This window comes from Brucella daejeonensis (assembly GCF_014199265.1).
In the GTDB taxonomy this organism is placed as follows: Bacteria; Pseudomonadota; Alphaproteobacteria; order Rhizobiales; family Rhizobiaceae; genus Brucella; species Brucella daejeonensis.
In genome coordinates, this window is the sequence record NZ_JACIJG010000029.1 from 1 (window position 1) to 25902 (window position 25902).

The window sequence follows — 25902 nt, forward strand, 5'->3', positions numbered from 1 at the left end:
TCTGTCAGGTCGCCGCGAGCCAAAACTGCCTCCTAAAAAGCAGTCTTGAATCACGCTTCTGCTGATTTGGGAATCCACTTTGTCAACAGGACCTAACACTACTTTGGCAGATTGAGGCAAGTTTGATTTGAGATGCTGCTTGCACCTTTCATTGGAGGTGCCAGTGGCAGATATGGACGCAGAGCTTTCGCTGTTTTTACAGCCGTTTATCGACCGGTTTGGGCACAAGAAGCGCGGCGTGATGTGTCCGCTTTATATCGCCGGCCTGCTTGGCCCCGGAGATCGCAAGAGCATTGAGCCTATGGCCGCACGCCTGGCTCCAGGACAATACGATCGCCTTCATCATTTTATTTCCGATGGTATGTGGGATGATGAACCGCTCATGCTGGAACTGGCGCGTCAGGCGGACAGGATGGTCGGCGCAGACGACGCATTCCTTGTGATCGACGACACAGCTCTGCCGAAGAAGGGGGAGCATTCCGTCGGGGTCGCCCCGCAATATGCTTCGATGCTGGGCAAGAGAGCCAATTGCCAGACGCTGGTATCGCTGACACTGGCCCGCGCGGAGGTTCCCGTGCCGGTGGCCTTGCGACTGTTCCTGCCCGAAAGCTGGACAAACGCTCCATTTCGGATGTTGAAAGCCGGTATCCCCGAGCAGATGCGTCAGCCACGCACCAAGCCCGAGATCGCCCTGGAAGAGATCGATCGCCTGATGTCGACAGGCATGCGTTTCGGCGTCGTGCTTGCCGATGCGGGTTATGGTCTATCGGCTGCGTTCCGGCAGGGCCTGAGTGCTCGTGGTCTCGTCTGGGCGGTCGGCATTCCCAAGCATCAGAAGGTCTATCCCCATGATGTCGCGCTGATATTCCCGGTTTCCTCTCGTGGCCGGCCGCGCCAGCATCCCATACCGGACATCCTGTCGATGGCAGCCGAAACGATCCTTTCGGATGCGCGATGGAGGAAGGTCAGTTGGCGCCGCGGTACAAAAGGCCGCCTGTCAGCACGTTTTGCCGCAAGCCGTGTTCGTATTGCCGATGGCCCTCCACAGCGCATCCTCGACAAGGGCCAACAGCATATGCCCGGCGAAGAGGCTTGGCTGGTCGGCGAGTGGCGTTCGAGCGGGGAACGGAAATACTACGTGTCCAATCTGCCTGCTGATACAACGCTCAAGAAACTGGCCGGCGCCATCAAGGCCCGTTGGGTCTGCGAGCAGGCGCACCAGCAGATGAAAGAAGAGCTCGGCCTCGATCATTTCGAAGGCCGATCATGGAAAGGGCTGCACCGTCACGCCCTGATGACCATGATCGCATACGCCTTCCTCCAGCATCACCGCCTTCAGATCGCAAAGCGGGAAAAAAAACCAGAGGCGTCAACAGAACGGACCGCCTGAACCAACCCTGCCGGCAGTCCGGCGCGCCGTCATCGCAGCCCTGATCTTGATAGAAGCGGAAATCCGATGTCCGCACTGCAACCACCAGATCGGACGCCATCCTTTCAATCTGCCAAAGTAGTGCTAATACATGCAAGCAAAAAACAATCGGTCATATTGCATGTGGAAGAAAATCCCACATTGAAATCAAGCTAGATGGCAACCAACTCGGCGAGCTTATCCGCCACCACTGTCATCGAGTCTTCTTCGGTGCTCAGGCCGCTTCGCGAGGCGAGAAGGGGGCTGACATTTCGGAGAGCTTCGTACGTCGTGTTGTGGACGATAGGCACGAGCTGTTCGGTTGCTAGGAGTGCTGAGAGCTCTTTGTCAGCTACGCCCGCTGCTGGAAGACGGCGCAGCAGCGCAGGCGTTACTAGCACGACCCCGACGCGCGACTTCACCAATCCCTTGTCGATTTCACGAAGCAACGACGTGCCGAGAGCAACGTCTTTTTCGCTGAACCAGACCGAAACGCCGCGTGCTTCGAGCAAATCATGCAACTCCTTAGCATCCCCCTGCCGGTCATCCCAAGCATGGCATAGGAAGACGTCACGGAGATCAGGTAGTTCCGCACGGCTCTCTACAGTCTGGCGTATTGGGGTAAGCGCCCGCACTTCTGTAGGTGTGTACAATACGGTTGAACCGGCCTTCGACCATCTCGCTCCCACACGACCGGACCCGCCGCTGCTTCCCGATGACGAGCGGTAAGTTGCGGAGGGGGATGATGGGGACGAGTACGAGCCATAACCGCTGTAATTGCTATAGCTGCTGTAACCACCATAGCGGCTGCGGCCACGGCATGCTGGACAGTTTGCTGCGGCGCTCGCTGAGCGATGGCCTTCTTTTGGTGCAGTGCATCTAGCCACCTCAATCCCCCCTTCCTGATTCGCCTTTAAAAGAAATATCTAACTTGGAGATACTTAATTCAACTATGCTGCTGCGGCTTGGCGGCTATAACGCTAGTATCCCGCACAACAAAGTGAACTGCCCGCAAACCACCTCCAGTCGGAATGCCGGCTAATAAGCCAAATCAAATCCGATACCTTTGGGATCGATTACAGCCTTATGGCAGAACACCCGCGCCGCCGTTTTCCTGTATTTGCACGCTACGCTACTACTACGACCGAAACTTGTTGAATCGACCTGATTTCGGGCTCTTTTAATCATCCCCGATCCGGGGATCACCTGTTGCGTCCCCACGAAATATGGGGACGACATGGCAGCCACTCACCACAGACAGGAAGCGATCCAGCGCGGCGCGCGCATGCTGCGCACCGCGCTCGGAGCGGCAATTGCCCGGTTTCTGGAAGACCCGGCGGTGGTTGAAGTGATGCTGAACCCCGATGGCCGCATCTGGGTAGATCGCCTTTCCGAAGGTCTGGCCGACACCGGCGAGACGATGACATCCGCCGACGGCGAGCGCATCGTGCGCCTGGTCGCGCATCATGTCGGTGCGGAGGTTCACGCCCGCAGCCCGCGCGTCTCGGCTGAGTTGCCGGAGAGCGGCGAGCGGTTCGAGGGGCTGTTGCCGCCCGTGGTCGCCGCGCCGACCTTCGCCATCCGCAAACCCGCCGTCGCGGTGTTCACGCTCGACGACTATGTGGCCGCCGGCATCATGACGGGCGACCAGGCGGTGAAGCTGCGCGCAGCGGTCCAGTCCCGCGCCAACATACTCGTTGCTGGGGGCACTTCCACCGGCAAGACAACGCTGACCAACGCGCTGCTCGCCGAGGTGGCGAAGACGCAGGATCGCGTCGTCATCATCGAGGATACCCGCGAGCTGCAATGCGCAGCCCCGAACCTTGTCGCGATGCGGACCAAGGATGGCGTTGCCACGCTTTCCGATCTCGTCCGCTCCTCGCTTCGCCTTCGGCCCGACCGCATTCCCATCGGCGAGGTCCGCGGCGCAGAAGCCCTCGACCTTCTCAAAGCATGGGGCACCGGCCATCCGGGCGGCATAGGAACCATCCACGCCGGCTCCGGCATCGGCGCGCTGCGCCGCCTCGAGCAACTCATCCAGGAAGCCGTCGTCACCGTCCCGCGCGCGCTGATCGCCGAGACTATCGACCTGGTGGCGGTGCTTGCCGGTCGCGGCTCGACGCGACGGCTCGCGGAGCTCGCGCGCGTCGACGGCATCGACCTCGCCACCGGCGACTACCGCATCACCCCCGCAACGACCTCGAATGGAGAAGCTGAATGAAATCGCCCGTCATTCCGAATGTGACCAATCCGCCCATCCTGTCGACCGTGCCAGTCTATCGAGATCTGTCCGTCGGCTCGATCATGCGTGGCAGCTACAAGCGTCTCGCCAGTTCGACCGCGCTTCTCACCATCATGACGCTGGCGGCCACGCCGCCGGCCCATGCCTCCGGCTCCTCCATGCCGTGGGAACAGCCGCTTCAGCAGATCCTCCAGTCGATCGAAGGGCCGGTGGCCAAGATCGTGGCGGTGATCATCATCATCGCCACCGGCCTGGCGCTCGCCTTCGGTGACACCAGCGGCGGCTTCCGTCGTCTGGTCCAGATCGTCTTCGGTCTGTCGATCGCGTTCGCGGCGAGCTCGTTCTTCCTGAGTTTCTTCAGCTTCGGCGGCGGGGTGCTTGTCTGATGGCGGCCGTCCTCGAACAACTCGACGCGGTGCCGGGCTTTTCGGTGCCCGTCCATCGCGCCTTGACCGAACACATCCTGCTCGGCGGTGCGCCGCGTTCCATCGCCATCATGAACGGCACGCTGGCCGGGGCCGTGGGCCTCGGCCTGCGCCTGTGGTTCGTCGGCCTCGCCATCTGGGCGATCGGTCATTTCCTGGCGGTCTGGGCGGCCCGTCGCGATCCGCTCTTTGTCGAGGTCGGGCGCAGGCATCTGCGCATACCGGCTTTCCTCGCGGTGTGAGGAGCGCGGTCATGATGAATCTCGCCGAGTACCGACGCTCCGCCGCTCGCCTTGCCGACTATCTGCCTTGGGTCGCTCTCGTCGCGCCCGGCATCGTGCTGAACAAGGATGGCTCGTTCCAGCGCACGGCTCGCTTTCGCGGTCCCGATCTCGATTCCGCCGTCGCGGCCGAGCTGGTTGCCGTTGCAAGCCGCATCAACAACGCTTTCCGCCGGCTTGGCCTGGGCTGGAGCATCTTTGTCGAAGCACAGCGGCACGAAGCTGCCACCTATCCAGACAGCAACTTTCCCGATCCGGCATCAGGTCTGGTCGATGCCGAGCGCAAGGCCGACTTCGAAGAAGCCGGCGCTCACTTCGTATCGAGCTATTTCCTCACTTTCCTGTTTCTTCCGCCGGCCGAGGAAGTCGCGCGCACCGAGTCTTGGCTTTACGAAGGGCGCGAGCGCTCGGGCGTCGATCCCCACGAGGTCCTGCGCGCCTTCACCGACCGCACCGATCGCGTGCTGGCGCTGCTCGACGGTTTCATGCCGTCCTGCGGCTGGCTTGATGACAGCGAGACGCTGACCTACCTGCATTCCAGCGTGTCGACGAAACGCCATCGTGTCCGCGTACCGGAAACGCCGATCTATCTCGACGCGCTGCTCGCCGATCAGCCGCTCACCGGCGGTCTGGAGCCACGTCTTGGCGATCAGAATCTGCGTGTCCTGACCGTCGTCGGCTTCCCGACCGCGACAACGCCGGGCCTGCTCGACGATCTGAACCGGCTGGCCTTCCCGTATCGCTGGTCAACGCGTGCGATCCTCCTCGACAAGACCGACGCGACCAAACTGCTGACCAAAATCAGGCGGCAGTGGTTCGCCAAGCGCAAGTCGATTGCCGCGATCCTCAAGGAGGTGATGACCAACGAACAGTCGGTGCTGGTGGACACCGACGCCGCCAACAAGGCCGCCGACGCGGACATGGCCTTGCAGGAGCTCGGCGCCGACGTCGCCGGCATGGCCTATGTCACCGCCACGATCACGGTCTGGGACGCCGACCCGCGTCTTGCCGACGAAAAACTGCGGCTGGTCGAGAAGGTCATCCAGGGCCGCGACTTCACGGCGATGATCGAGACGGTGAACGCGGTGGACGCCTGGCTCGGCAGTCTGCCCGGCCATGTCTATGCAAACGTGCGTCAGCCGCCGATCTCGACGCTCAATCTCGCCCACATGATTCCCCTCTCCGCCGTGTGGGCGGGGCCGGAACGGGACGATCACTTCGATGCGCCCCCGCTGCTTTACGGCAGAACCGAAGGTTCGACCCCGTTCCGGTTGTCTTTGCATGTCGGTGATGTCGGCCACACGCTCGTCGTCGGCCCAACAGGGGCGGGCAAATCCGTGCTTCTCGCCCTCATGGCGTTGCAGTTCCGCCGTTACCTCCGCAGCCAGGTCTTCGCTTTCGATTTCGGCGGTTCGATCCGCGCAGCATCGCTCGCCATGGGCGGCGACTGGCACGATCTCGGCGGCGGCCTGACCGAAGGATCGGAATCCTCGGTATCGCTCCAGCCGCTGGCCCGCATTCACGACACCTATGAGCGTGCCTGGGCCGCCGACTGGATCGTCGCGATCCTCCTGCGGGAAGGGATTAAAATCACCCCGGAGGCAAAGGAGCACATCTGGACGGCGCTCACCTCCCTCGCATCGGCGCCGGTCGGTGAGCGCACGATCACTGGCCTCAGCGTCCTTCTCCAGTCCAACGAACTCAAGCAGGCACTCCGCCCGTACTGCGTCGGCGGTCCCTATGGCCGCTTGCTCGATGCCGAAGCCGAGCATCTCGGCTCGGCCGACGTGCAGGCATTCGAGATCGAGGGGCTTGTCGGAACGGGCGCTGCGCCTGCTGTGCTCGCCTATCTCTTCCACCGCATTGGCGACAGGCTGGACGGGCGGCCGACGCTGCTCATCATCGACGAAGGCTGGCTCGCGCTAGACGACGAAGGCTTCGCCGGCCAGCTCCGCGAATGGCTGAAGACGCTGCGCAAGAAAAACGCCTCGGTCATCTTCGCCACCCAGTCGCTCAGCGACATCGATAATTCGGACATTGCCCCGGCCATCATCGAAAGTTGCCCGACGCGACTGCTCCTGCCGAACGAACGGGCAGTCGAACCGCAGATCACAGCCATCTATCGCCGCTTCGGTCTCAATGACCGTCAGATCGAGATCCTCGCGCGAGCGACGCCCAAGCGCGACTACTACTGCCAGTCCCGGCGGGGCAATCGTCTGTTCGAGCTCGGCCTGTCCGAAGTCGGCCTGGCGCTCTGCGCCGCCTCCTCGAAATCCGACCAGACGCGGATCGCCGAGATCGTCGCCGAGCATGGCCGCGAAGGTTTCCTCTCCGCGTGGCTCAACGCCCGGGACGTTGGCTGGGCCGTCGATCTCATTCCCAACGTCACGACACTCATCCCCCAAGCCTGAAAAGGAGTCCCGATGATGACCACTCGCCATACCCGTTCGCGCGCCGCGATGCTCGCTGCGGCCATGCTTGCCGCACCCGTCGCCCTGTCCCCGATGCTCGTGACGCCCGCCCATGCGCTCATCGTGTTCGACCCGTCGAACTACGCTCAGAATGTGCTGACGGCTGCGCGCACTCTGGAACAGATCACGCACCAGATCACCTCGCTTCAGAACGAAGCGACGATGCTGATCAACCAGGCGCGCAATCTGGCGAACCTGCCTTTCTCCGCTCTCCAGACCTTGCAGCAGAACGTCCAGAAGACGCAGCAGCTTCTCCAGCAGGCGCAGGGCATCGCCTTCAACGTCCAGCAGATCGACCAGATGTTCAGCCAAAAATACGGCAACGTCTCCATGTCGGCCACGGATCAGCAGCTCGTCTCCGATGCGCGATCGCGCTGGCAGAATACGGTCGGCGGCCTTCAGGACGCCATGCGCGTCCAGGCGGGTGTCGTCGGCAACATCGACACCAACCGCACGCAGATGAGCGAACTCATCAGCCAGAGCCAGGGCGCGACGGGCGCGCTTCAGGCAACGCAGGCCGGCAACCAGCTCCTCGCACTCCAGTCGCAGCAGCTTTCCGATCTGGTGGCGTTGCTTGCGGCCAACGGGCGTGCCGGCGCGCTGACCGAAGCCGAGCGCACGGCTGCGGCGGAGCAGGGACGGGAACAGCGCCGCCGCTTCCTGACGCCGGGCTCGGGCTACCAGCCGGGCAACGCGCAGATGTTCAATGGCAACTGAGGGCGGGCTTATGGACGGCAAGATGCTGGCCCGGCTGGGCGCTGTCGTGTTCGTCGCCGTCGCCATTACGGCGGCGGTCGTCGAACTGACCCGAAAGGGGGAACCGAAAGAGGATTTCTCCCCGCGCATTATCGAACCCTCGCACGATCCGCTGCGCGCGGGGCAGCGCCGGTGCCAGCAGCTTGGCCAGCAAGCCGCGAATGACCCCGAATGCCTGCGCGTCTGGGCGGAAACCCGCGAGCGTTTCCTGCGTCCGTCGTCTGCACCGGCGTCGCCGTCCTCCAGCGAAGGGCGGTGAAGCATGGGGGGCTCCGGCGTTATCGACACATTTCTAGGAACCTTCACCCGCTATATCGACAGCGGGTTCGGTCTGCTCGGCGGCGAGGTGGCGTTTGTGGCCACCACGCTGATCGTCATCGACGTGACGCTGGCCGCTCTCTTCTGGAGCTGGGGCGCTGACGACGACATCATCGCGCGTCTGGTGAAGAAGACCTTGTTTGTCGGGGTGTTCGCCTACCTGATTTCCAACTGGAACAACCTCGCCAAGATTGTCTTCGACAGCTTCGCCGGCCTCGGACTGAAAGCCTCCGGCACCGGCTTCACTGCGCAGGATCTGCTCCGTCCGGGCAAGGTCGCACAGACCGGCCTCGATGCCGCGCGTCCCTTGCTCGACGCGATATCACCCCTGATGGGCTGGATCGCGGTTTTCGAGAACCTGATCCAGATCGTCTGCCTTTTGTTTGCCTGGGCGCTAGTCATCCTCGCCTTCTTCATTCTGGCGATCCAGCTCTTCGTGACGCTGATCGAGTTCAAGTTGTCGACGCTCGCCGGTTTCGTCCTGATCCCGTTCGGCCTCTTCGGCAAGACCGCCTTCATGGCCGAGCGCGTGCTTGGCAATGTGATTTCCAGCGGCATCAAGGTCCTGGTCCTCGCTGTCATCGTCGGCATCGGCTCGACGCTGTTCAGTCAATTTACGCAAGGCTTCGGCGGCCAGACCCCGAGCATCGACGACGCCATGGCCATCGTTCTTGCGGCGCTCTCGCTCGTCGGCCTTGGCATCTTCGGTCCCGGTATTGCCTCCGGTCTGGTCAGCGGCGGCCCGCAGCTTGGCGCAGGCGCCGCGGTTGGCACCGGCCTTGCTGTCGGCGGTGCGGCACTTGCTGCTGGCGGCGGCGCGGTGCTGGCCGCGAAGGGCGGAGCCGCTCTTCTTTCCGGCGGCGCCGCTGCCGCGCGTGGTGGCGCTGCGGCGGCCGGCGCGGCATCGTCGGCCTACACATTGGGCTCTATGGGACAGTCGGGCGCGTCCGGCGTCGCGTCCGGCCTCGGAGGCGTAGCACGCGCCGCCGGATCGGTCTCCGTTTCCCCGTTGCGCCGTGCCGCGTCCCGTGCCTCGGAAAGCATGAAATCCAGCTTCTCCGACGGCGCGCGTGCAGGCGTCAGCGCCACCGGGGGCTCCTTCTCGTCTGGCGCGGGCACCGACGAATCCGATCCCGCTTCCGCCGCTCCCGTAACCACACCCGATCAGCCGCCGGCATGGGCCCAGCGCTTGAAGCGCGGCAGCCATGTCGCCCACGGCGTCAGCGCCGCCGCCCATGCTGTTCGCTCGGGCGACAGCCATGGGTCCGGCGCATCCGTCAATCTCTCCGAAAGTGACCGTTCATGAATCTCTTCAAACGACCGGCCGTGCATTACGGCAAGACACCTGAACCGGAAACACTTTACCAGAAGGCCGCACAAGTCTGGGACGAACGTCTTGGGTCAGCGCGCGTGCAGGCGAGGAACTGGCGCTACATGGCGTTCGGTTCGCTGATCCTGTCGACGGGCTTCGCCTCCGCATTGGTCTATCAGTCCGCGCGTGGGACAGTGGTTCCCTGGGTGGTTCAGGTAGACAATCTGGGTCAAGCCCAGACCGTCGCCCCGGCCACGGCGGACTATCGTCCGACCGATCCACAGGTGGCCTGGCATCTCGCACGCTTCATCGAGCAGACCAGAAGCATTCCCGCCGATCCGATCATCGTCCGGCAGAACTGGCTCAGGGCCTATGAGTGGACGACCGATCGGGGCGCGGCTGCGCTCAACGATTATGCCCGCGCCAACGATCCCTTCACGAAGGTCGGCAAGCAGCAGATCGCCGTCGAGGTTTCCAGCGTCATCCGCGCTTCTCCGGACAGCTTCCGCGTCGCGTGGACGGAACGGCATTTCGAGAATGGCCAGCTCGGCGCGACCGAGCGATGGACTGCGATCCTGACCATCGTCATCCAGCCTCCGCGCGATGCCGAGCGGCTGAAGGTCAATCCGCTCGGAATTTACATCAACGCCGTCAACTGGTCGCGGGAGATGAGCCAATGAAATCGGCTTTCCGTAACCCCGCCATTCCGGTTTTCCGTAAATCCGTAATTCCGGTTCTGCTGCTTTCCGCCACCGCGTTGGCTGGTTGTGCCACGCCGCAAAAGCCGCCGGAGATCAGCTACGATCGGGATGTTCCGGCTTTGCCGGCCGTTCCCGTATCGGTGACGGACGATCGGCCCCGTCCGATCCACATCCCTCCGGCCTGGACGCCGGCAAAGGGCGGCACGGCGGCCAGCACACCAGTCGCCCGCGTCGAGAACGCCAACGCTGCCGCTCGCGTGCAGCCGCGCCGGGAGGGGTACTTCAATGCGATCCAGATTTACCCCTGGTCCGAAGGAGCGCTCTATCAGGTCTACGCAGCTCCCGGGCAGATCACCGATATCGCGTTGGAACCCGGAGAGTCGCTGACCGGCGCCGGGCCGATTGCGGCCGGCGATACCGCCCGCTGGATTATCGGCGACACCGAGAGCGGCAGCGGCACGACCCGGCGCGTCCATATCCTCGTGAAGCCGTCACGGCCGGACATCACGACCAATCTCGTCGTGACCACGGACCGGCGCGTTTACATGATCGAGCTGCGTTCCGGCGCGAAACCCTATATGCCCTCCGTCGCATGGTCCTATCCGCGGCCGCGCGCCGGACAAAGCCAGAGCATCCCGGCGACGCCGGTCATCCCGGCCGTCGCGGCGCGCAACTACCGCTACGGTTTGACCGGCGGCAACCCGCCCTGGAAACCCGTCTCCGTCTATGACGACGGCCGCAGGGTTTACGTCGAATTTCCGCGCGGAATCGTTCAGGGCGAAATGCCGCCGATCTTCGTCATCGGTCCGGACGGCGAAGCGCAACTAGTCAACAGCCGAATTCACCAACACATCCTGATCGTCGATCGCCTGTTCGGCGCGGCCGAGCTTCGCCTTGGCAGCGGCGACAAACAGCAGGCCGTCAGGATCGTCCGCACCGACGGGAGACCCGCTTCATGAGCGAGAACAATACCAACACAGCTCCCATGCGCCTTCGCGCCGAGGCGCCGCGCGTCACCCGCCTTTCGCGCAAGGTGCTGGCTAGCGTCACAGCCGTCGGCCTCGTCGGGATCGGCGGCGCGCTGATCTACGCTCTCCAGACCCGCGATGGAGGCCAGGGCGGAGAGGAGCTCTATTCGACCAACAACCGACAGACCGCAGACGGTCTTGCCGGTCTGCCGCGCGACTACACCGGACCTGTCCTCGGCCCGCCACTGCCCGGCGATCTCGGGCGGCCGATCCTTGACGCCCAGAACAGGGGACAGCCCGTCGTTCCACCGACGATAACGACGCCCACCGTCGATGAGGCGGAGCAGCGCCGCCGGGCCGAGGAAGAAGCTGCGCGCACCAGCCGCGTTTTCTTTCAGACCCAACCTGGCTCGACAGCGACGACACCCGGTAGCTCGACGACGCCGAACGTTCCCGGCTTTGATCTCGCCGGCCTTGCCGATCAATCCGGTCAGCAGACCGCTCAGGATCGCCAGCTTGCATTCCTCAATGCGCCTGTCGATCGCCGCACCACATCCTCGGATCGGGTCATGGCTCCGGCTTCCCCATTCATCCTTCAGGCCGGGGCGGTGATCCCAGCGGCGCTCATCACCGGTATCCGTTCCGATCTGCCCGGCCAGATCACGGCACAGGTGACGGAAAACATCTATGACAGTCCGACCGGCCGCATTTTGCTCGTGCCGCAAGGCACCCGGCTTATCGGCCAGTACGACAGCAACGTGCAGTTTGGTCAGAGGCGGGCGCTCCTGGTCTGGAACCGGCTGATATTCCCCAACGGCCGTTCCATTGTGCTCGAACGCCAGCCGGGCGCCGACACGCAAGGCTATGCCGGTCTTGAGGATGGAGTCGATTATCACTGGTGGGATCTCGCCAAGGCCGCCGGTCTATCCACGCTGCTCGCCGTCGGCACGGAGCTGGCGGTCAGCGACGAGGACCGCCTGGTCCGCGCCATTCGTGATGGAGTCCAGGACACCATCAACGACGCTGGCCAACAGATCGTCCGGCGTCAGTTGCAGGTCGCTCCGACGCTGACAATTCGGCCAGGCTTCCCCGTCCGCGTCATTGTGACCCGCGACCTTGTCCTCGAACCCTATAGAGGTTGACCATGGCAAAGCTGAAACTTGGGCCAATTGCCGACGACAAGTCCGTCAAGGTTACGGTGGAACTACCGTCCAGCGTTCACCGCGATCTGGTCACTTATGCCGAGGTGTTGGGTCGTGAGACGGGCCAGCCGGTGTCCGAACCGGCAAAGCTCATCGCTCCCATGATTGAACGGTTCATGGCGACCGACCGAGGCTTTGCAAAGGCTCGTCGAGCTCCACAGATGAGTGCGGGTCATGGCCCTGATACAGGCCGCTCAGCGTAAGACGCCTTGTCATGCTCCCGAGGTGGGCTTCAGCTCCGAACGAGCGACGGGCTTCTTGATGGGATAGGAAGATCGTGCGGCCGCAAATCTCAGAAACGGCAAGATCGCTGGATTGTGCTGCTCTGCAAGCGATACCGCACTGAACTCGACGATATCGGTGTCATCGCCGACAGGAACGAATGCGACGTTCCTGTAGTCCTCGCTGATTGTCGATTCCAGCGTCATGAACACGCCGAAACCGCGAGCCACGAGGGTAAGCAGGTCATCCCGCCCGACGTCGTGGACCGAAATGCCAGGAGCTGAACCGCTCTCGTAGAGCTTCCTCAAAAGCAAAGATTCCATTTCGGCGCCCTTTTCGTTTGTCGGGCTCAAAAAGGTCTCGTCCCGCAGATCGTCCCAAGCAAGGCTTGGCAGCCTCGCGAGACGATGACTCTTCGGCAACGCTACGACGAGACGTTCATTCCACATCCTTGTCGTCGTGCAGCCATGCAGTGCCGGCGCATCTGCCAGAAACGCCACATCAAGACGCCGGCTGAGCAAACGAGTGCCGGCGATTCGCTGCGAGACCTCTTCCACACGGATCTCGACCGACGGATAAGCCGCGCGATAACTTTCCAGCAGGTCTCCGAGAAAGCCGTTGGCTAAAGACGTGGCCACACCAATTCGCAACTCCCCGATCTCCCCACGATGAGCTTTGCGTGTGTCAAGGATCGCCTGCTCCATATGCGACGCACCAACCGCAGCCGACTGGAGGAACCGGGCGCCGGCTGGCGTCAATTCGGTGCCTTTGCGGCTGCGAGCGAACAACGCGATGCCGATGCGACGCTCCAATAACTGAACCCGTCGACTGATTGTTGATTGCGAGAGATCAAGAGCCTGTGCCGCCGCCCGAAAACTTCCGTGCTCCGCAACAAGAATGGCATAGGTCAGGTAGCGTAGGTCGAGCGACAGGTCTGGCATGCGTATCGTTCCATGCCATCTTCGCTTTAGGCGGTTTTTGAGGAGATAAAGGACGGGTTGTCATGCGTTCCGACAAAAATCTGCAGGGCGCATGTCGTACAAACACATCTCAAGCTTTCGCTGCCCTGATTTGCGGTAAGATCGGCCCGCTGGTTCAACAAATGCTGCATTCCTCGTCCTCCGTCTAAGTGTCGCCAGTTTCCTTGTCGTCTCTATCCGCTCGATGGCCTGTCGCCCGACCACTTTGGTGTGGCTTTCTTCACTCTCTCTTGTCTGTCGTTAAACCAAATCCACGTTCCCACGTGCCACGGTTTGCACATTGCGGATCCTTATCTTTGTTTGGTTCTATGGCAGGCTTAGAAGCGATTTTCTGTGCAAGACAAGCTGATAAAACAGCTCTTATGCCAATGGGTCGGTAATTCGTGAGGAGGTTAACTTCCCTATCCTGCTCGTCGCTGAGGTCGTCATCGGCCTGCTCAACCATCTGTCGTCTCCCGAATTTCTCGTGCCAGCGCGCGTCAGAGAATTGCTGTTCAATCAACCTTTTCAGGTCCTGCTAGGGTGCTTCGGTGCCGAATGAGTGTGCCGCGTACGATGGCGCACAAACAAAGCGACAGCCAAGATTGCTATCGGGCTGAGAATGCTCATCGCCAGCTCATCATTCGAGAAATGAAGAGTATGGAACACACCTTTGAAGGTGTATCCTAGCAAGCCGACAACATAGTAGCTGACAGCGGCGATCGAGAGGCCCTCGACGGTCTGCTGCAGTCGTAACTGCAATTGCGCGCGCTCGCTCATTCTCTCTAGGATATCGCGGTTTTGCTTCTCCATTGCGACGTCGACCTTGGCGCGCAGCAACTGCGTTGCCCTCGCCAGTTTCCGGGACAAGTTGATTTGCCGCTCTTCTATCGAAAAGCAGGTTTGCAGCGCCGGCGCCATCCGCCTGCTTAGGAAGGCAGGGAATGTCTCCCGATCGGGCACCGCTTCAAAGCCGATGGCGTTGATCCGGCCAAGCACGATGTTCTGATAGGCACGGCTAGCCCCGAAACGAAACAACGACTTCGCCGCCCCTGCCTCTAGCCGAGCGGCGAGCACGACGAGCTTGTCCAGGAGACGTTCGTTGTCTTCCAAGGTGAGAGCGCCTGTCATTTCCTGGGTTGCCTCAACCAACGCGTTTTCGATCTCCCGGATGGAGGGCTCCAATCGTTGAGCTTCCGGAAGACACAAAAGTGCCAGCAATCGATAGGTCTCGAGTTCCAGCAGACGCTGCGCCAGCGCTCCGATGCGCATGGCTGGCACGTCGGTGTTGATAAGCAGAATCTTCACAAACCCGTGGTCATCCGGCCTGAAATCCGTCGCAACGGTGACCGCTCCCTTTTCAGCGGTCATGACGCACAGGGATTCCTTCGCGAAAGTCACGTCCAGGTCGGGCGCGGAGGATGCTTCGACAACATGCAGATCGACGGCGACCAAATGCGGGCCGGGCTGAGGGAGCGCGTACATTTCGAGGGCCATCGAAGCGGCCGCAAGCGAAAAGACCTCTGGCCCAGGGTCTTTGTAGTACCAGCAGTATGTCGTGAATTCGTTGTGCCGTTCCCAGCGCAGATGAACGTTCTCGAATGACACGCGATGATGCTGAGCGCGGGAAGGAACGGGCGCGTGACCCTTTTCCTCGCACAGGGCGGAAAGCATCCTGCGCTCGGCATCCCTGTCAGGCCCTGCGGATTGAAACGCGAAATGGATCAGACGGGCTGGCGTTTCGATCGGACGAAACGGGCGCGCGTGGACCTCGCCAAGAACAAATGCGCGGTCGCGGTGAGGCGACAGCGCTTGTGTCGAATTCTCCGGCGAGGGTGCCATCGTGTGAGCCTTTCGCGGTTCAGGATGCAGCGAGCAGGGCTTCTCGCCGAAGCAGCATTCCGAACAGATCCCTCGGCTCGTCCGGATCGGCCAAAAGATCGAGCGGATTGCTGTGGTTCGATCCCTCAACTCGATCGCGCACGTAGCGGAGCGCCGAAAAGTCCTCGATGGCGAAGCCGACACTGTCGAACAGCGTGATCTGCTTGTCGCTCCTGCGCCCGCTTTCCAGGCCGGTCATGACATGCCAGAGCTCGATCACCGGGTGATCCGGGTCGAGCTGCTGAATCTCGCCTTCGATCCTCGTCTGCGGCGGAAACTCCACGAAGATGTCGGAGCGCAGCAGGATGTCGCGGTGCATCTCCGTCTTGCCTGGGCAGTCGCCGCCGACGCCGTTGATATGCACACCGGGACCGATCATGTTGTCGCTCAGGATCGTGGCGTTGTGCTTGTCTGCTGTCGCCGTGGTGATGATGTCGGCACCTTCGACTGCCTGTTCAGCAGACGTGCAGGCCTCGATTTGAAACCCGAACCGCTGGAGATTGCGGCTGCAGCGAGCGGTCGCATCCGGGTCGATATCGTAAAGTCTTATCCGGTCGACGCCGAGCAGCGCCTTGAAGGCCAAAGCCTGGAATTCGCTCTGGGCACCGTTACCGATCAGTGCCATCGTGCGCGCGTCCTTACGGGCGAGATACTTTGCCGCGATCGCGGAGGTGGCGGCCGTCCGCAACGCTGTCAGGATCGTCATTTCCGAAAGAAGAAGCGGATAACCGCTGTCGACATCGGAGAGCACGCCAAAGGCGGTCACCGTCTGGCGTCCCGACTTAGTGTTCTTCGGGTGGCCGTTCACATACTTGAAGCCGTAGAACGTGCCGTCGCTTGTCGGCATGAGTTCGATCACGCCGTCTCGGGAATGCGAGGCTACCCGAGGAATCTTGTCGAAACTCTCCCACCGCCGGAAATCTTCTTCGATGTAGCCGGCCAGTTGAACAAGGAAGTTCTCGATGCCGGTGCTGACCACCAGGTCCATCATGTTTTCGACGCTGATGAACGGAACGATGTTGAGATTGGCAATTGCAGGCATCTTTTGGCCCCCTTATTGGTTCGATAGACTGTCGGACGTGTCCGGATCACACGGGTTCGGCCGTGATCGCGTATCCGGTGACTACCCGCTCCTTGAGCGTGGGAAGATCGAGCGGGCCGAGATCTGGAAGCAGGTCGTTTTCTTCGGAGAAATCGCGTCCGTAGCATGCGCTCAAGATCCGGACGCCGCTTTCATGCAAGGGCGCAGACACGCCGGCTGCTTTTGCCAGATGCAGGGTTGGGATCAGACCGAAGGGAACGTCCTCGAGCACGTAGCGAGTATCAACGCTCTTCGGGCCTGCCGGGTCGCTTCCGCGCCCGACCAGGATCGACGATATTTCCGAGACGGACCCACCGGATATGTCGAACGACAATCGGAAGTGATCGAAGGTCGACCGGACCGTCTTGCCGAAGGCGGACGCGATTGCCAGCCTCTCCAGATCTAGCGCCTCAAGGAAGCGGCCGACGGCAGGCGTGACGTTGGTGTTCTGACCCCATTCCTCGGCCCGCTCGATACGCGACAGATTGCATAGCGCGATACCCATATGGTCCTGGGGATTGAGATTGCTCAACGCGATCGTGAGGATATCGTCCTTCACGTCGAAGCGATCACCGAACAGAGCGACACAGGTTTCGTGCGCCCGTCCCGCGAAACGTGCAGGCACCGTCGCCATATCGACCTTTGCCCGAATAGTCCCGATGTTGAACGTGTCTGCCGCCCGCGGCTTGCAGGTCAGCACAGTTGTGCTCCATGCCGTGACCGGGATCTCGATCCCGCGCTCGGCCAGCCCCTTCGCGAGGTAAAGCGCCGCAAAGGACAAATGAGCACTGATGATCACCGAGTGACGTGCGCTGAGGTGCGGCACAAGAGCGTCGAGGACAAAGCGGTGCCCATAGGCAGGCAGTGCCAGCACGATCACATCTGCGTCAGTCAGTTCCTCGGCGTTCGTGCAGATATGCGGGTGGAACTCCGTGCTAATCGCACCGGTGATCTTCACCGGCGCACCGGCAGAGAAAGCAGCGGTTCGTTCCCGTGACCGCGACCATATCAATGGCTTATGGCCATTCTGTAAGAGGAACGCCGCATATCCAATGGCGATCGATCCGGCTCCAACTATTCCAACCTTCATATTCGTCCTCGTGGTTTCGAAGGGCTGTCTCGATGCGAGAGGCAAACCTTGATCGCACCGGGCGACACCCGATGGTCAAAATGCTGTTGTCACCCGGTCGAACACGCGCCGGCCGAACAGGCTCGCGGCTAGATCCGTCATGAGGCGGGCAGTGCGCCCCCTCTCGTCCAGGAACGGGTTGAGCTCCGCCAGGTCGAGTGACGTAACAAGACTGCTGTCATGCAGCATCTCCATGATGAGATGCGCTTCCCGGAAGGTCGCCCCGCCCGGGACGGTCGTGCCAACGGCTGGCGCGATCCCGGGATCGAGGAAGTCCACATCGAGGCTGACGTGCAATCGACCATTGGCCTTGCTGATGCGGTCAAGAAATGCTTCCAGCGGGCGTACGACCCCTTGCTCATCCAGAACCCGCATGTCTGCGACTTCGATGCCGATCTCGGCCACCCGGCGTCTTTCCTCCGGATCGACCGAGCGAATCCCCATCATGAATACGTTGCGGGGATTCACAGGCGCTACCAGCGGCGGCAGCCCTTCGAAGCCAGGCTGGCCCGTATAGTAGGCGACGGGAGTGCCGTGGAGATTGCCGCTTGCGGTCGTGTGGAGGGTATGCAGGTCCGTATGCGCGTCCAGCCAGAGGACGAATTGCTCCTTGCCGAGCTCGGCTGTACATTGGGCCACACCTGAGACGGTGCCAGCAGACATCGAGTGATCGCTGCCGAGAAAGACCGGAAGATCGCAGCCACGCGCCATCTCCAGAGCTTTCCGGGACAGGCCGCGCGTCCATCCTGCCAGGGCATCGAGGTTCTTCACCGCGGAATTGGGGTGGCTGAGGTCGGGTTCGCCCGTCGGCGTCGCATCTCCAAGATCGGTGACAGCCCAGCCCAGTTCCGTCAGAACTTGCGTCAAGCCGGCAGTCCGAAACGCATCAGGTCCCATCAGGCATCCGGGTTGGGATGCGCCACTTTGAACGGGAGCTCCCAGGATTTGGCACGTCTGCAACTCTATCTCCTTGCGGTGCCGCGAAGCGTTGATTGCGCCAGCACCGATCATTTCTTGACTGCAACTTTGGCCACCGCACCGTGGCGACGGCCGAACGATCACTCATGGGTCGACGCTGAAACGACTTCCTCGGCCTCCTGCGCTGCCAGCATCGACACTGTTAAGGGAACGAAGGGAGGCCGCGGATTAAACAGGCCGACTTCGCCGGCGGTGATCCCCGCGACGGACTTCACCAGTTCGTGTACCGGGTAGCCGCACTGCCTTCCCTGACAGGGACCCATGCCCGCGCGTGTAAAACTCTTCAGCTGGTTGGGGCCTCGGCAAGCGCCACGGACAGCAGCTTCCCTCAACATGCCCGCGCTCAACTCTTCGCAGCGGCAGACGATCGTAGCGTCGTCCGGCTGGGTCCGCGCAATATTCGGCGGGTAGGCCCCATCCAGAAATCGCCGGAATGATCTTTGCCGAGCATGATGTGCTCTGAGCGGTTTTGTCTCGGCATCCGCCTGAGCGGATGTCAGCGCGCCGTCACGAAGAAGAATGCCGATCGCGGCGATCTCTCCTTCTATCTCGGCATTGACGGCACCGCCGATCCGCGCACCGTCCCCGGCTATGGAAAGACCATCCGGACCGGCGTTCATCCACTCGTCGCGCTCAAGCCGGAATGCCGACTGTCCGACATCCCACATCAATTGCGCGCCGGCCGACACCGCCAGCTGATGGCTCGGCACCAGCCCTTCGTGGACAAGGAGCGTTTTGACCTCCAATCGGTCGGGCCTGCCGTTTGAGGTTTCAAACCTTACGGTTTCCAACCGTCCCGTCCCTTCGGCGCTGATCTTGATCACGTTTCGAACGTGGCGGACGCCGCTGAATTGCGGCAGCCAGGCAATCCCTTTCAGGATCTGATAGGGCTCCTGGAGCGCCCCGCAAATGCCGCGCAGCGAACGGCTGATCAGACCCCGAGGGGTCGTGTCGAGATACGCAACCGGCTTTGCCCTCGCGAGCCGCATCTGCTGCATGTAGAGTAGCGGGAGAGGTCCGCTTCCGACGATCGCAACGGGGCCTTGCGGCAGCTGACCGGCCGTCTTCAACAGGATCTGCGCGGCGCCGACCGTCATGACGCCGGGCAGTGTCCAGCCGGTGAACGGAACCGGGCGTTCCTGCGCACCCGTGGCGAGCAAGAGATACCGTCCCCTGACGGAGCGGATTTCTTCGCCCCTGACGTATTCCACCGTCCAACCCTGGCTGAGCCTGCTCACCTGAGCGTCCGGGATGTAGTTGGCGCCACAGGCCATGAATGCTTCGACTTGCGTGATGCCGCGTCGATATTCCGCTCCGAGAACGTCTACGACCGGGCTCGTCGCGTTGCGCCCGGCATTACGCCAGATCTGACCTCCCGGCTGCGATTGCGAATCCAGCACGACGACGGACAGGCCGCCGCGCACGGCTCGCCGCGCTGCGGCCATGCCGGCGGGACCGGCTCCGACGATCAACAGGTCGGTGCTGGCATGATGGTTCATTTCAGCCTCTTCGGATGGTCATGGCGCTCGACCCTCATGCCGGCATGAACCGTTTGCTGACAGCTACGGATCGTGCCGATGTCTTCGACGTGCACGACACATTCGAAACAGACGCCCATCATGCAGTAGGGCGCCCTGGGCTGGGCGGAAGGAAAGGAGGTGCGGGTATGGATATCGCCCAAACGCAGGAAAACGGCGGCCAGTGGCTCTCCGTCACGAGCGATCACCGTTTGACCGTCGACTGTAATTTCCACTGCAGGTCCGGAGGGAAAGAGAACGTTATGCGTCACGCCGCGATCCCCATCTTGAATCGGCTGCCGCGGAAAGCGTCGTAGGACGGCTCCCGTCCACCGGCCGCCAACCATTCGGCGAAAGGACCTGCATGGAGGGCAGCAAGGGTGACGCCTGAATGGCATGCGACGACATGGATGCCGGGGTATCGACGCGACCGATCGTAGACCGGCACCCCGTCCGGGGTCAGCACGCGTAGTCCCGCCCATTGCCGTATGACACGAAGCGCGCCGACGTCAGGCATGACATTGATCGCGCGATTGGCGATATGGCGCGCGCCGCCGGCTGTCACATCGGTGGACCGGCCGACACGTTCATTCGTGACGCCGAGCTGAAACGTGCCCGTCACGGTCTGACGGATACCGCTGGCAGCGTAGGGGAAGATCGGGGCGACCCGTTCTGTGATGAGGAGCTGCCCCTTTTCCGGGACAAGCTGAAGCGGAAGGTCGAGGCTCCTGGCAAACGCCATGGAGTCATTTCCCGCGGCGATAATCACTCGCTCCGCGTCTATCGTGAGCGCATCTGTCGCCAGCCGAAATCCGCCAAGGGTCGGGGTGATGCTGTCGACGTGCTCCCCGGTTACCAACGTTCCGCCCAGACGCACAAATCCGTCGAGCAACGCGCGAAGCACAAAGAGCGGATTAACGTCGCCGTCCATATGACTGAACGACGCCGAACAGACCTTCGGTCCAAGCCGGATGTCGGGGAGCATGCGCTCGAGGCGCGAGCGCTCCAGCATCTCGAAACGATAGTCAGGGTGAATGGCAGCCATCTTCTCGCCGATGGCTTTTTCTTCTTCCGCCTGAGCTTCCGACACACAGAAGAGCAAACCGCCGTTGCGACGGTATTCCACATCGACACCGGTCAGCTCTTTCAGCTCGGATGCAAAGCCTGGCCACAGCTCGGCGCTTTGCCGCGTGATGCGATGATATTCAGGATACTCGTCGCCCTTGCCCTGTACCCAGATCAGGCCAAAATTCGTCCGGGATGCGCGCAGCGCATCGTCCGCGCCGTCGATGATGATCACCCGGCGTCCCAGCTTGGCCAGGCCGTATCCAATTGCGGCACCCACTACGCCGCCGCCAACGATGGCTGTCTCGAACTCGCGATCCATTTAACCTTCCCACAATACGAAGGCGTCCGCGCCCGGTGCGAAACGTTCGATCCGCGGCCATTAGCCTCCAGTGAGCCAGACTGATCCCTCAATCCTCGTGCGGTCGGCTGCGCAGTATGTCCTGCTGTCGCCTTTTGACGGCCAAGTTTTGAAGACCTTCTTTGCTTCGGCTTCATCAGTCTTGAACAGATGATCACCATGTGAAGCGGGTCGATTTCACGTCTGGCTATCTTGGAATTCTTCCCTTCCCGTTTAGGGATAAGGCGTTGTCGTCCATGCTACAAGGGCAGTAATAGGCATGCGGCGATGTTCAAATGTTATGAAGGAAGCATGGTTCTGGTGGACGCCGAGAGCCACAGGATGCGGCCGTTTAATCTCAGTCACCTTCGGTCGCCCTCAGTTTCGATAAGCAGGCGAGAGTCGTCCTCCTTCCAGATTGATTGCCGTTACCAATCAATCGGTGGGATATGCAAATTCTCCAAATGGAGTGAGCAGCGTATTCATCTCTGAAATATCGCGATGATTATTCCAGGAAGGAGATAAGTTTCATGCGGATCAGAACAGATCGAAATGCCCCGCAGGCCGACCAGTTAGAGAAGCGAGGGTAACGGCAGATGCTTAGGATCGGCGTTGATATCGGCGGGACATTTACCGATTTTTGCGGATGGCGCGAAGGCGAGGATAGGATTGTTACCCTGAAAGTGCCCTCCACCCCTCCTGCTTTCGAAAATGGGTTTCGCAACGGTTTTGAAACGTTGCTGGAACGGCTCGCGCCCGAGCCGGGCGAGGCAGCCTTTGTGATGCACGGCACCACGGTCAGTACGAATGCCGTGATCGAGCGAAAAGGGCCGAAGATCGCGTTCTTCGTGACCAAGGGGTACAGGGATCTGCTCGAGCTGCAGCGGATCGGCGTCCGCAATCCTCTCAACATGTTCGAGACACGAACGAGGCCGCTGATCGATCGCGAGATGGTTTTCGAGGTCGAGGAACGATTGCTGCGCGGTGGCTCGGTCCGAACCGCCATCGATGACTCTGCGGTCGAAGTGCTTGCCCGACGGGCAGCCGACGCAGGCGCTGCCGGCTATGCCGTTGCACTGCTTCACAGCTATGCCAACCCGCAGCACGAGCAGGCGGTCGCCAGGGCGATCCGCAAGGCTGTCGGCGAGGATGCCGAAGTCAGCCTGTCGAGCGAGATCTGGCCGCGGATCGGGGAATATGAGAGAGCGATCGTCAGCGTCCTCAACGCTTTCGTGAAGCGCCGGATGAACGAGTATATCGGTGCGGTCGAAGCCTATGTAGCTGAACGGTTGCCAGGGTCGCAGCTGTTCGTCACGCGCTCAAACGGGGGCGCTATGGCTGCCAGTGAGGCGCGCAGCTTCCCTGTGCATACGCTTCTGTCGGGTCCGGCTTCCGGTGTGACGGCCGTGCAGTATCTCGGCCGGGCGCTGGGAGAACACAATATTCTCACCATGGACATGGGCGGGACCAGCACCGACATCTCGCTCGTGCGCGATGGCGAAGCGCTGACCTCGACTGCCGCCGAGGTGGGGGAGTTTCCCGTTGTCATGCCGGTGACCAGCATCGAAGCGATCGGCGCTGGCGGTGGTTCGATCGTCACGATCGATGGCGGGGTGTTGCGTATCGGCCCGCGCAGTGCCGGGTCCTATCCTGGTCCTGCCTGCTTCAGCCGAGGCGGCACGGAACCGACGCTGACCGACGCATTCTTGCTTGCAGGCTATCTGCCTGAAGCTCTTCTCGGTGGCGACATGCAGCTCGATCGCACCGCAGCCGAACGGGCGATGGCGCCGATCGCCGAAACCTTGAAGACGGACGTACTCGGCGCCGCGGAAATGTGCGTGACCGTGGCAAGCTCGAATATGGTGGCCGGGGTCTTGCCCTATCTGGCACGCCAGGGCGTCGATCCCGAAGATCTGACCGTACTCGTTTATGGCGGAGCCGGCGCGATCCAGGGTCCACTCCTTGCGGCCGAGATCGGCGTGAACCGCGTTCTCGTGCCGGCGACGCCTTCCGTGTTCTGTGCCCTCGGAGGGCTCGTCTCCGATTTGAGCAACGACGCGCTCGAAACCGTCCACGGCCTTGATGTCGATGGCCCCCTCATCGCGAAGAAGTTTCAGGTCCTTCGTGATCAGGGGGCCGAATGGCTTTCGCGGCAGGCACCGCCGGAGCGGCTCGTATCGAAAACGTTCGAGTGCTGGGCCGAGATGCGCTACGTCGGGCAGTCCTTCCAGGTCGACGTGCGGCTGCCGGATACGGCGATCGAAGCGCACGACATTGCCGCAATGCATGCGGCCTTCCATGAAGAGCACGAACGCATTTACAGCCACGCCGACAAAGCGGCGCCCGTCGAATTCGTCGACCTGCGCATGCGCGTGCGTGGATCGATGTCCATACCCCGGCCCACCACACCGGAAACGTCCGGGGTTGGCGATGCGCTCAAAGCGGTTCGTTCGATGCGCTTCCACAACAAACTCATTCCCGAGGTGCGCGTCTTCGACCGCGGATCTCTCACCCCCAACGATGCGATCCAGGGGCCGGCCGTCATCGAGCAGCGTGATGCGACGATCGTCGTTCCGCCGGAGTTCGTTGCGCGCGTCGGAGCCTATGGCGCAATCCTCATGACCCGGAGCTGATCAATGGATGCCGTTCGTACTGCCGTCATGAACAATCGTTTCAACGCGATTGTCGAAGAAGCCTCCGCCGCGATCTACCGCACCGCCCACACGACGTTTGTAAAAATCGTCCAGGATTACCAGTGCGCGATTGCGACGGCCGAAGGCGAAATGTTCGCTTATCCCATGTTGTCCGGCGTCAATGTCTTCGTCGGCTCCCCCTTGAAGCCGACGCTGGACGCCATCGGCCGGGAGAACCTGAAGCCCGGCGACATCATCATCACCAACGATCCCTTTGCGACCGACGGTCTGGTGACGCACCTCATGGACGTTACGCTCCTTTATCCGATCTTCCGCGATGAGAAGCTGATCGCGATCGGTTGGGCCTTCGTCCATGCCTCCGATATCGGGGGCGCCGTTCCCGGAAGTATTTCGCCAGCCTTCACGGAAGTCTTCCAGGAGGGCCTCCGGGTCAGGCCGGTGAAGCTCTACGAAGGTGGGGTTTTGAACGAGGCGATCAAGTCGATCTTCCAGGACAACAGCCGTATTCCGACCGAGTTGTGGGGCGATATCCAGGCCATGATCTCGGGTCTGAAGAGCATGGACCGGCGCGTAAACGAGCTTTGCGAGCGGTATGGTCGTGAGGGCGTCGAGGAGGGGATGCAGGACGTCATCAACTACGCGGAGACCAAGGCTCGCGCGGTCATCAGGACGATCCGGGACGGTGTCTATACCTTCTCGGACTATCTTGAAGGGATCCATGATGGTCAGCTCGCGTATTTCAGCGTGACCATGACGGTGAAGGACAGCGAGATCGAGGTTGATTTTACCGGCACGGATCCGCAATTGGCGGCCGCCTATAATCTGGTAACGGGGGCAACAACCCATCCCTACATTATCCAGTGCCTCTACGCCTACATTCTCACTGTTGATCCGCTGACGCCGCGGAACTCCGGTATCTTGCGGGCGATCCACGGCCATGCTCCGCGCGGCACGGTCCTCAACGCGGTCTATCCCGCATCCGGCGGCTCGCGAGCCGCGTCTGCTACTCGCGCCTACGACGTTATCCTGGGGTGCCTCAATCAGGCGCTACCGGAGGGCCTTGCCGCGGCCGGTGGCGGTATGAGCGGGGTCATCGTCGTTTCGGCTCCCGATCCCCGTACCGGCCGTGACCGTGTCAACGTTGTGGGCACGATCGACGGCGGCGGCGGTGCCCGCCGTGGCGTTGACGGCCTGGACGGATCGGAAGTGCGCTACTCACAGCGCAGCGTTCCGGTCGAAGTCATCGAGATCGAAACGGTGCTGGTCATGCGGGCGCTCCGCCTGGTGCCGGACAGCCGCCGCGCGGGAAAGTTCGTCAGCGGCGCCGCGCTCGAAATCGAAATGGAAAACACGTCAAATCGCGCGGTTATAACGGTCAGAAACCTCAACCGGTTTGTGTTCGCGCCGTGGGGTTTCAAGGGAGGCGAGATCGGTCTTCTGGGCAAGGCCGTCGTCAATCCTGGCCGGCGGGATGAGCGATCGGTCGGCAAGATCTCGGTACTGGAGCTCGGGCAGGGCGATATTCTCAGGATCACCAGTTCCACAGGCGGGGCGTTCGGCGAACCTCTCGAACGGGATGTCGCCGCGGTCGCACGCGAGATCGAAAACGGCATGCTGTCGCCGGAGCGGGCCACCGATGTCTATGCAGTCGTCTTCGACCGGGACGGAAAGATCGACGAGGTAGCGACTGCGGACCGCCGCCGCGAACGCGCGAGCGGAAAGACGGGCGACTTTAATTTCTGCACTGAACGCGAACGTCAAAATCGAGTGTGGTCGCAGGATGCACGCCGTAAACTGGCATCCCGGGCACTGACCTATGAACAGCGCATCCGCAGTCAGCTCGTCGATCGCGTTCATAACCGCCTGTTGGCGAAAGGTGAGTGGGTCGATGCTGTGAAACTGGATCAAGTCATCGTGGAAGAAGCCGGCCGGTTGTAGGGGCGGTGGTCTTGTCATCGTAAACCGCTAGCTTACGGCGGTCGGAGAAATCAG

Annotated in this window: 23 protein-coding genes and 1 pseudogene; 14 read left to right on the plus strand and 10 right to left on the minus strand. The window is 61.7% G+C overall.

Features of this window, described 5'->3' with window-relative positions:
- Window positions 1-172: 172 nt before the first annotated feature.
- Window positions 173-1375: pseudogene (locus FHS76_RS20915) on the plus strand (IS701 family transposase); the annotation flags it as partial.
- Window positions 1376-1581: 206 nt separating this feature from the next.
- Here the strand turns inward: FHS76_RS20915 and FHS76_RS20920 are convergent.
- Window positions 1582-2295 (minus strand): toll/interleukin-1 receptor domain-containing protein, encoded by a 714-nt coding sequence (locus FHS76_RS20920; RefSeq protein WP_183657705.1) that lies wholly within the window; start codon window positions 2293-2295, stop codon window positions 1582-1584.
- A gap of 350 nt (window positions 2296-2645) precedes the next feature.
- Here FHS76_RS20920 and trbB point away from each other — a divergent pair, with 350 nt between their 5' ends.
- From trbB to FHS76_RS20975, 11 genes are all read left to right on the plus strand, one after another.
- Window positions 2646-3629 (plus strand): P-type conjugative transfer ATPase TrbB, encoded by a 984-nt coding sequence (gene trbB, locus FHS76_RS20925; RefSeq protein WP_183657708.1) that lies wholly within the window; start codon window positions 2646-2648, stop codon window positions 3627-3629.
- Between the two features lie 83 nt (window positions 3630-3712).
- Entirely contained in the window at window positions 3713-4036 is a 324-nt protein-coding gene (locus FHS76_RS20930) for a TrbC/VirB2 family protein (protein ID WP_183657825.1), read from the plus strand.
- The gene (locus tag FHS76_RS20935; RefSeq protein ID WP_183657710.1) at window positions 4036-4317 is read left to right on the plus strand and encodes a VirB3 family type IV secretion system protein; all 282 of its coding nucleotides are present in this window, start codon (window positions 4036-4038) and stop codon (window positions 4315-4317) included. Before FHS76_RS20930 ends, FHS76_RS20935 begins: the two co-directional genes overlap by 1 nt.
- An 11-nt stretch (window positions 4318-4328) precedes the next feature.
- Window positions 4329-6767 carry a conjugal transfer protein TrbE gene (gene trbE, locus FHS76_RS20940; RefSeq protein ID WP_183657829.1) on the plus strand — a complete coding sequence of 813 codons (2439 nt, stop codon included), beginning with the start codon at window positions 4329-4331 and terminating at the stop codon, window positions 6765-6767.
- Between the two features lie 15 nt (window positions 6768-6782).
- Entirely contained in the window at window positions 6783-7544 is a 762-nt protein-coding gene (trbJ, locus tag FHS76_RS20945; RefSeq protein ID WP_183657713.1) for a P-type conjugative transfer protein TrbJ, read from the plus strand.
- A gap of 10 nt (window positions 7545-7554) precedes the next feature.
- Window positions 7555-7842, plus strand: coding sequence for a putative entry exclusion protein TrbK-alt (trbK-alt, locus tag FHS76_RS20950; protein ID WP_183657833.1), 288 nt, complete (start codon window positions 7555-7557; stop codon window positions 7840-7842).
- 3 nt (window positions 7843-7845) lie between these two features.
- Window positions 7846-9207 carry a P-type conjugative transfer protein TrbL gene (gene trbL / locus FHS76_RS20955; RefSeq protein ID WP_183657716.1) on the plus strand — a complete coding sequence of 454 codons (1362 nt, stop codon included), beginning with the start codon at window positions 7846-7848 and terminating at the stop codon, window positions 9205-9207.
- Entirely contained in the window at window positions 9204-9893 is a 690-nt protein-coding gene (trbF, locus tag FHS76_RS20960; RefSeq protein ID WP_183657719.1) for a conjugal transfer protein TrbF, read from the plus strand. The genes trbL and trbF overlap by 4 nt, the downstream gene beginning before the upstream one ends.
- A complete protein-coding gene (gene trbG, locus FHS76_RS20965) occupies window positions 9890-10873 on the plus strand; it encodes a P-type conjugative transfer protein TrbG (protein ID WP_183657722.1) in 984 nt (327 codons plus the stop codon). The genes trbF and trbG overlap by 4 nt, the downstream gene beginning before the upstream one ends.
- Window positions 10870-12024: a TrbI/VirB10 family protein gene (locus FHS76_RS20970; protein WP_183657724.1), complete on the plus strand. Its 1155-nt coding sequence runs from the start codon at window positions 10870-10872 to the stop codon at window positions 12022-12024. Before trbG ends, FHS76_RS20970 begins: the two co-directional genes overlap by 4 nt.
- A 2-nt stretch (window positions 12025-12026) precedes the next feature.
- Window positions 12027-12287 carry a DUF2274 domain-containing protein gene (locus FHS76_RS20975; protein WP_183657727.1) on the plus strand — a complete coding sequence of 87 codons (261 nt, stop codon included), beginning with the start codon at window positions 12027-12029 and terminating at the stop codon, window positions 12285-12287.
- A gap of 9 nt (window positions 12288-12296) precedes the next feature.
- Here FHS76_RS20975 and FHS76_RS20980 read toward each other — a convergent pair whose 3' ends face one another.
- From FHS76_RS20980 to FHS76_RS21020, 9 genes are all read right to left on the minus strand, one after another.
- A complete protein-coding gene (locus FHS76_RS20980; RefSeq protein ID WP_183657730.1) occupies window positions 12297-13247 on the minus strand; it encodes a LysR family transcriptional regulator in 951 nt (316 codons plus the stop codon).
- A 259-nt stretch (window positions 13248-13506) separates the two neighbouring features.
- Window positions 13507-13731 carry a hypothetical protein gene (locus tag FHS76_RS20985; protein ID WP_183657733.1) on the minus strand — a complete coding sequence of 75 codons (225 nt, stop codon included), beginning with the start codon at window positions 13729-13731 and terminating at the stop codon, window positions 13507-13509.
- A 62-nt stretch (window positions 13732-13793) separates the two neighbouring features.
- Window positions 13794-15107 (minus strand): DUF3422 domain-containing protein, encoded by a 1314-nt coding sequence (locus FHS76_RS20990; protein WP_183657736.1) that lies wholly within the window; start codon window positions 15105-15107, stop codon window positions 13794-13796.
- Between the two features lie 19 nt (window positions 15108-15126).
- The gene (locus FHS76_RS20995) at window positions 15127-16188 is read right to left on the minus strand and encodes an ornithine cyclodeaminase (RefSeq protein WP_183657739.1); all 1062 of its coding nucleotides are present in this window, start codon (window positions 16186-16188) and stop codon (window positions 15127-15129) included.
- Between the two features lie 46 nt (window positions 16189-16234).
- Window positions 16235-17317 (minus strand): NAD/NADP-dependent octopine/nopaline dehydrogenase family protein, encoded by a 1083-nt coding sequence (locus tag FHS76_RS21000; protein ID WP_183657742.1) that lies wholly within the window; start codon window positions 17315-17317, stop codon window positions 16235-16237.
- A gap of 75 nt (window positions 17318-17392) precedes the next feature.
- The gene (gene rocF, locus FHS76_RS21005) at window positions 17393-18367 is read right to left on the minus strand and encodes an arginase (protein WP_183657745.1); all 975 of its coding nucleotides are present in this window, start codon (window positions 18365-18367) and stop codon (window positions 17393-17395) included.
- Between the two features lie 47 nt (window positions 18368-18414).
- The gene (locus FHS76_RS22820) at window positions 18415-19833 is read right to left on the minus strand and encodes an FAD/NAD(P)-dependent oxidoreductase (protein ID WP_328700553.1); all 1419 of its coding nucleotides are present in this window, start codon (window positions 19831-19833) and stop codon (window positions 18415-18417) included.
- Window positions 19830-20087 carry a (2Fe-2S)-binding protein gene (locus tag FHS76_RS22765; RefSeq protein ID WP_328700554.1) on the minus strand — a complete coding sequence of 86 codons (258 nt, stop codon included), beginning with the start codon at window positions 20085-20087 and terminating at the stop codon, window positions 19830-19832. Before FHS76_RS22765 ends, FHS76_RS22820 begins: the two co-directional genes overlap by 4 nt.
- A 32-nt stretch (window positions 20088-20119) precedes the next feature.
- Window positions 20120-21238: an NAD(P)/FAD-dependent oxidoreductase gene (locus FHS76_RS21020; protein ID WP_183657752.1), complete on the minus strand. Its 1119-nt coding sequence runs from the start codon at window positions 21236-21238 to the stop codon at window positions 20120-20122.
- 614 nt (window positions 21239-21852) lie between these two features.
- On the opposite strand from FHS76_RS21020, the gene FHS76_RS21025 reads away from it, so the two are divergent.
- Together FHS76_RS21025 and FHS76_RS21030 are read left to right on the plus strand one after the other, a co-directional pair.
- Window positions 21853-23889 (plus strand): hydantoinase/oxoprolinase family protein, encoded by a 2037-nt coding sequence (locus FHS76_RS21025; RefSeq protein WP_183657755.1) that lies wholly within the window; start codon window positions 21853-21855, stop codon window positions 23887-23889.
- Between the two features lie 3 nt (window positions 23890-23892).
- The gene (locus tag FHS76_RS21030) at window positions 23893-25848 is read left to right on the plus strand and encodes a hydantoinase B/oxoprolinase family protein (protein WP_183657758.1); all 1956 of its coding nucleotides are present in this window, start codon (window positions 23893-23895) and stop codon (window positions 25846-25848) included.
- The last annotated feature ends 54 nt before the right edge of the window (window positions 25849-25902 follow it).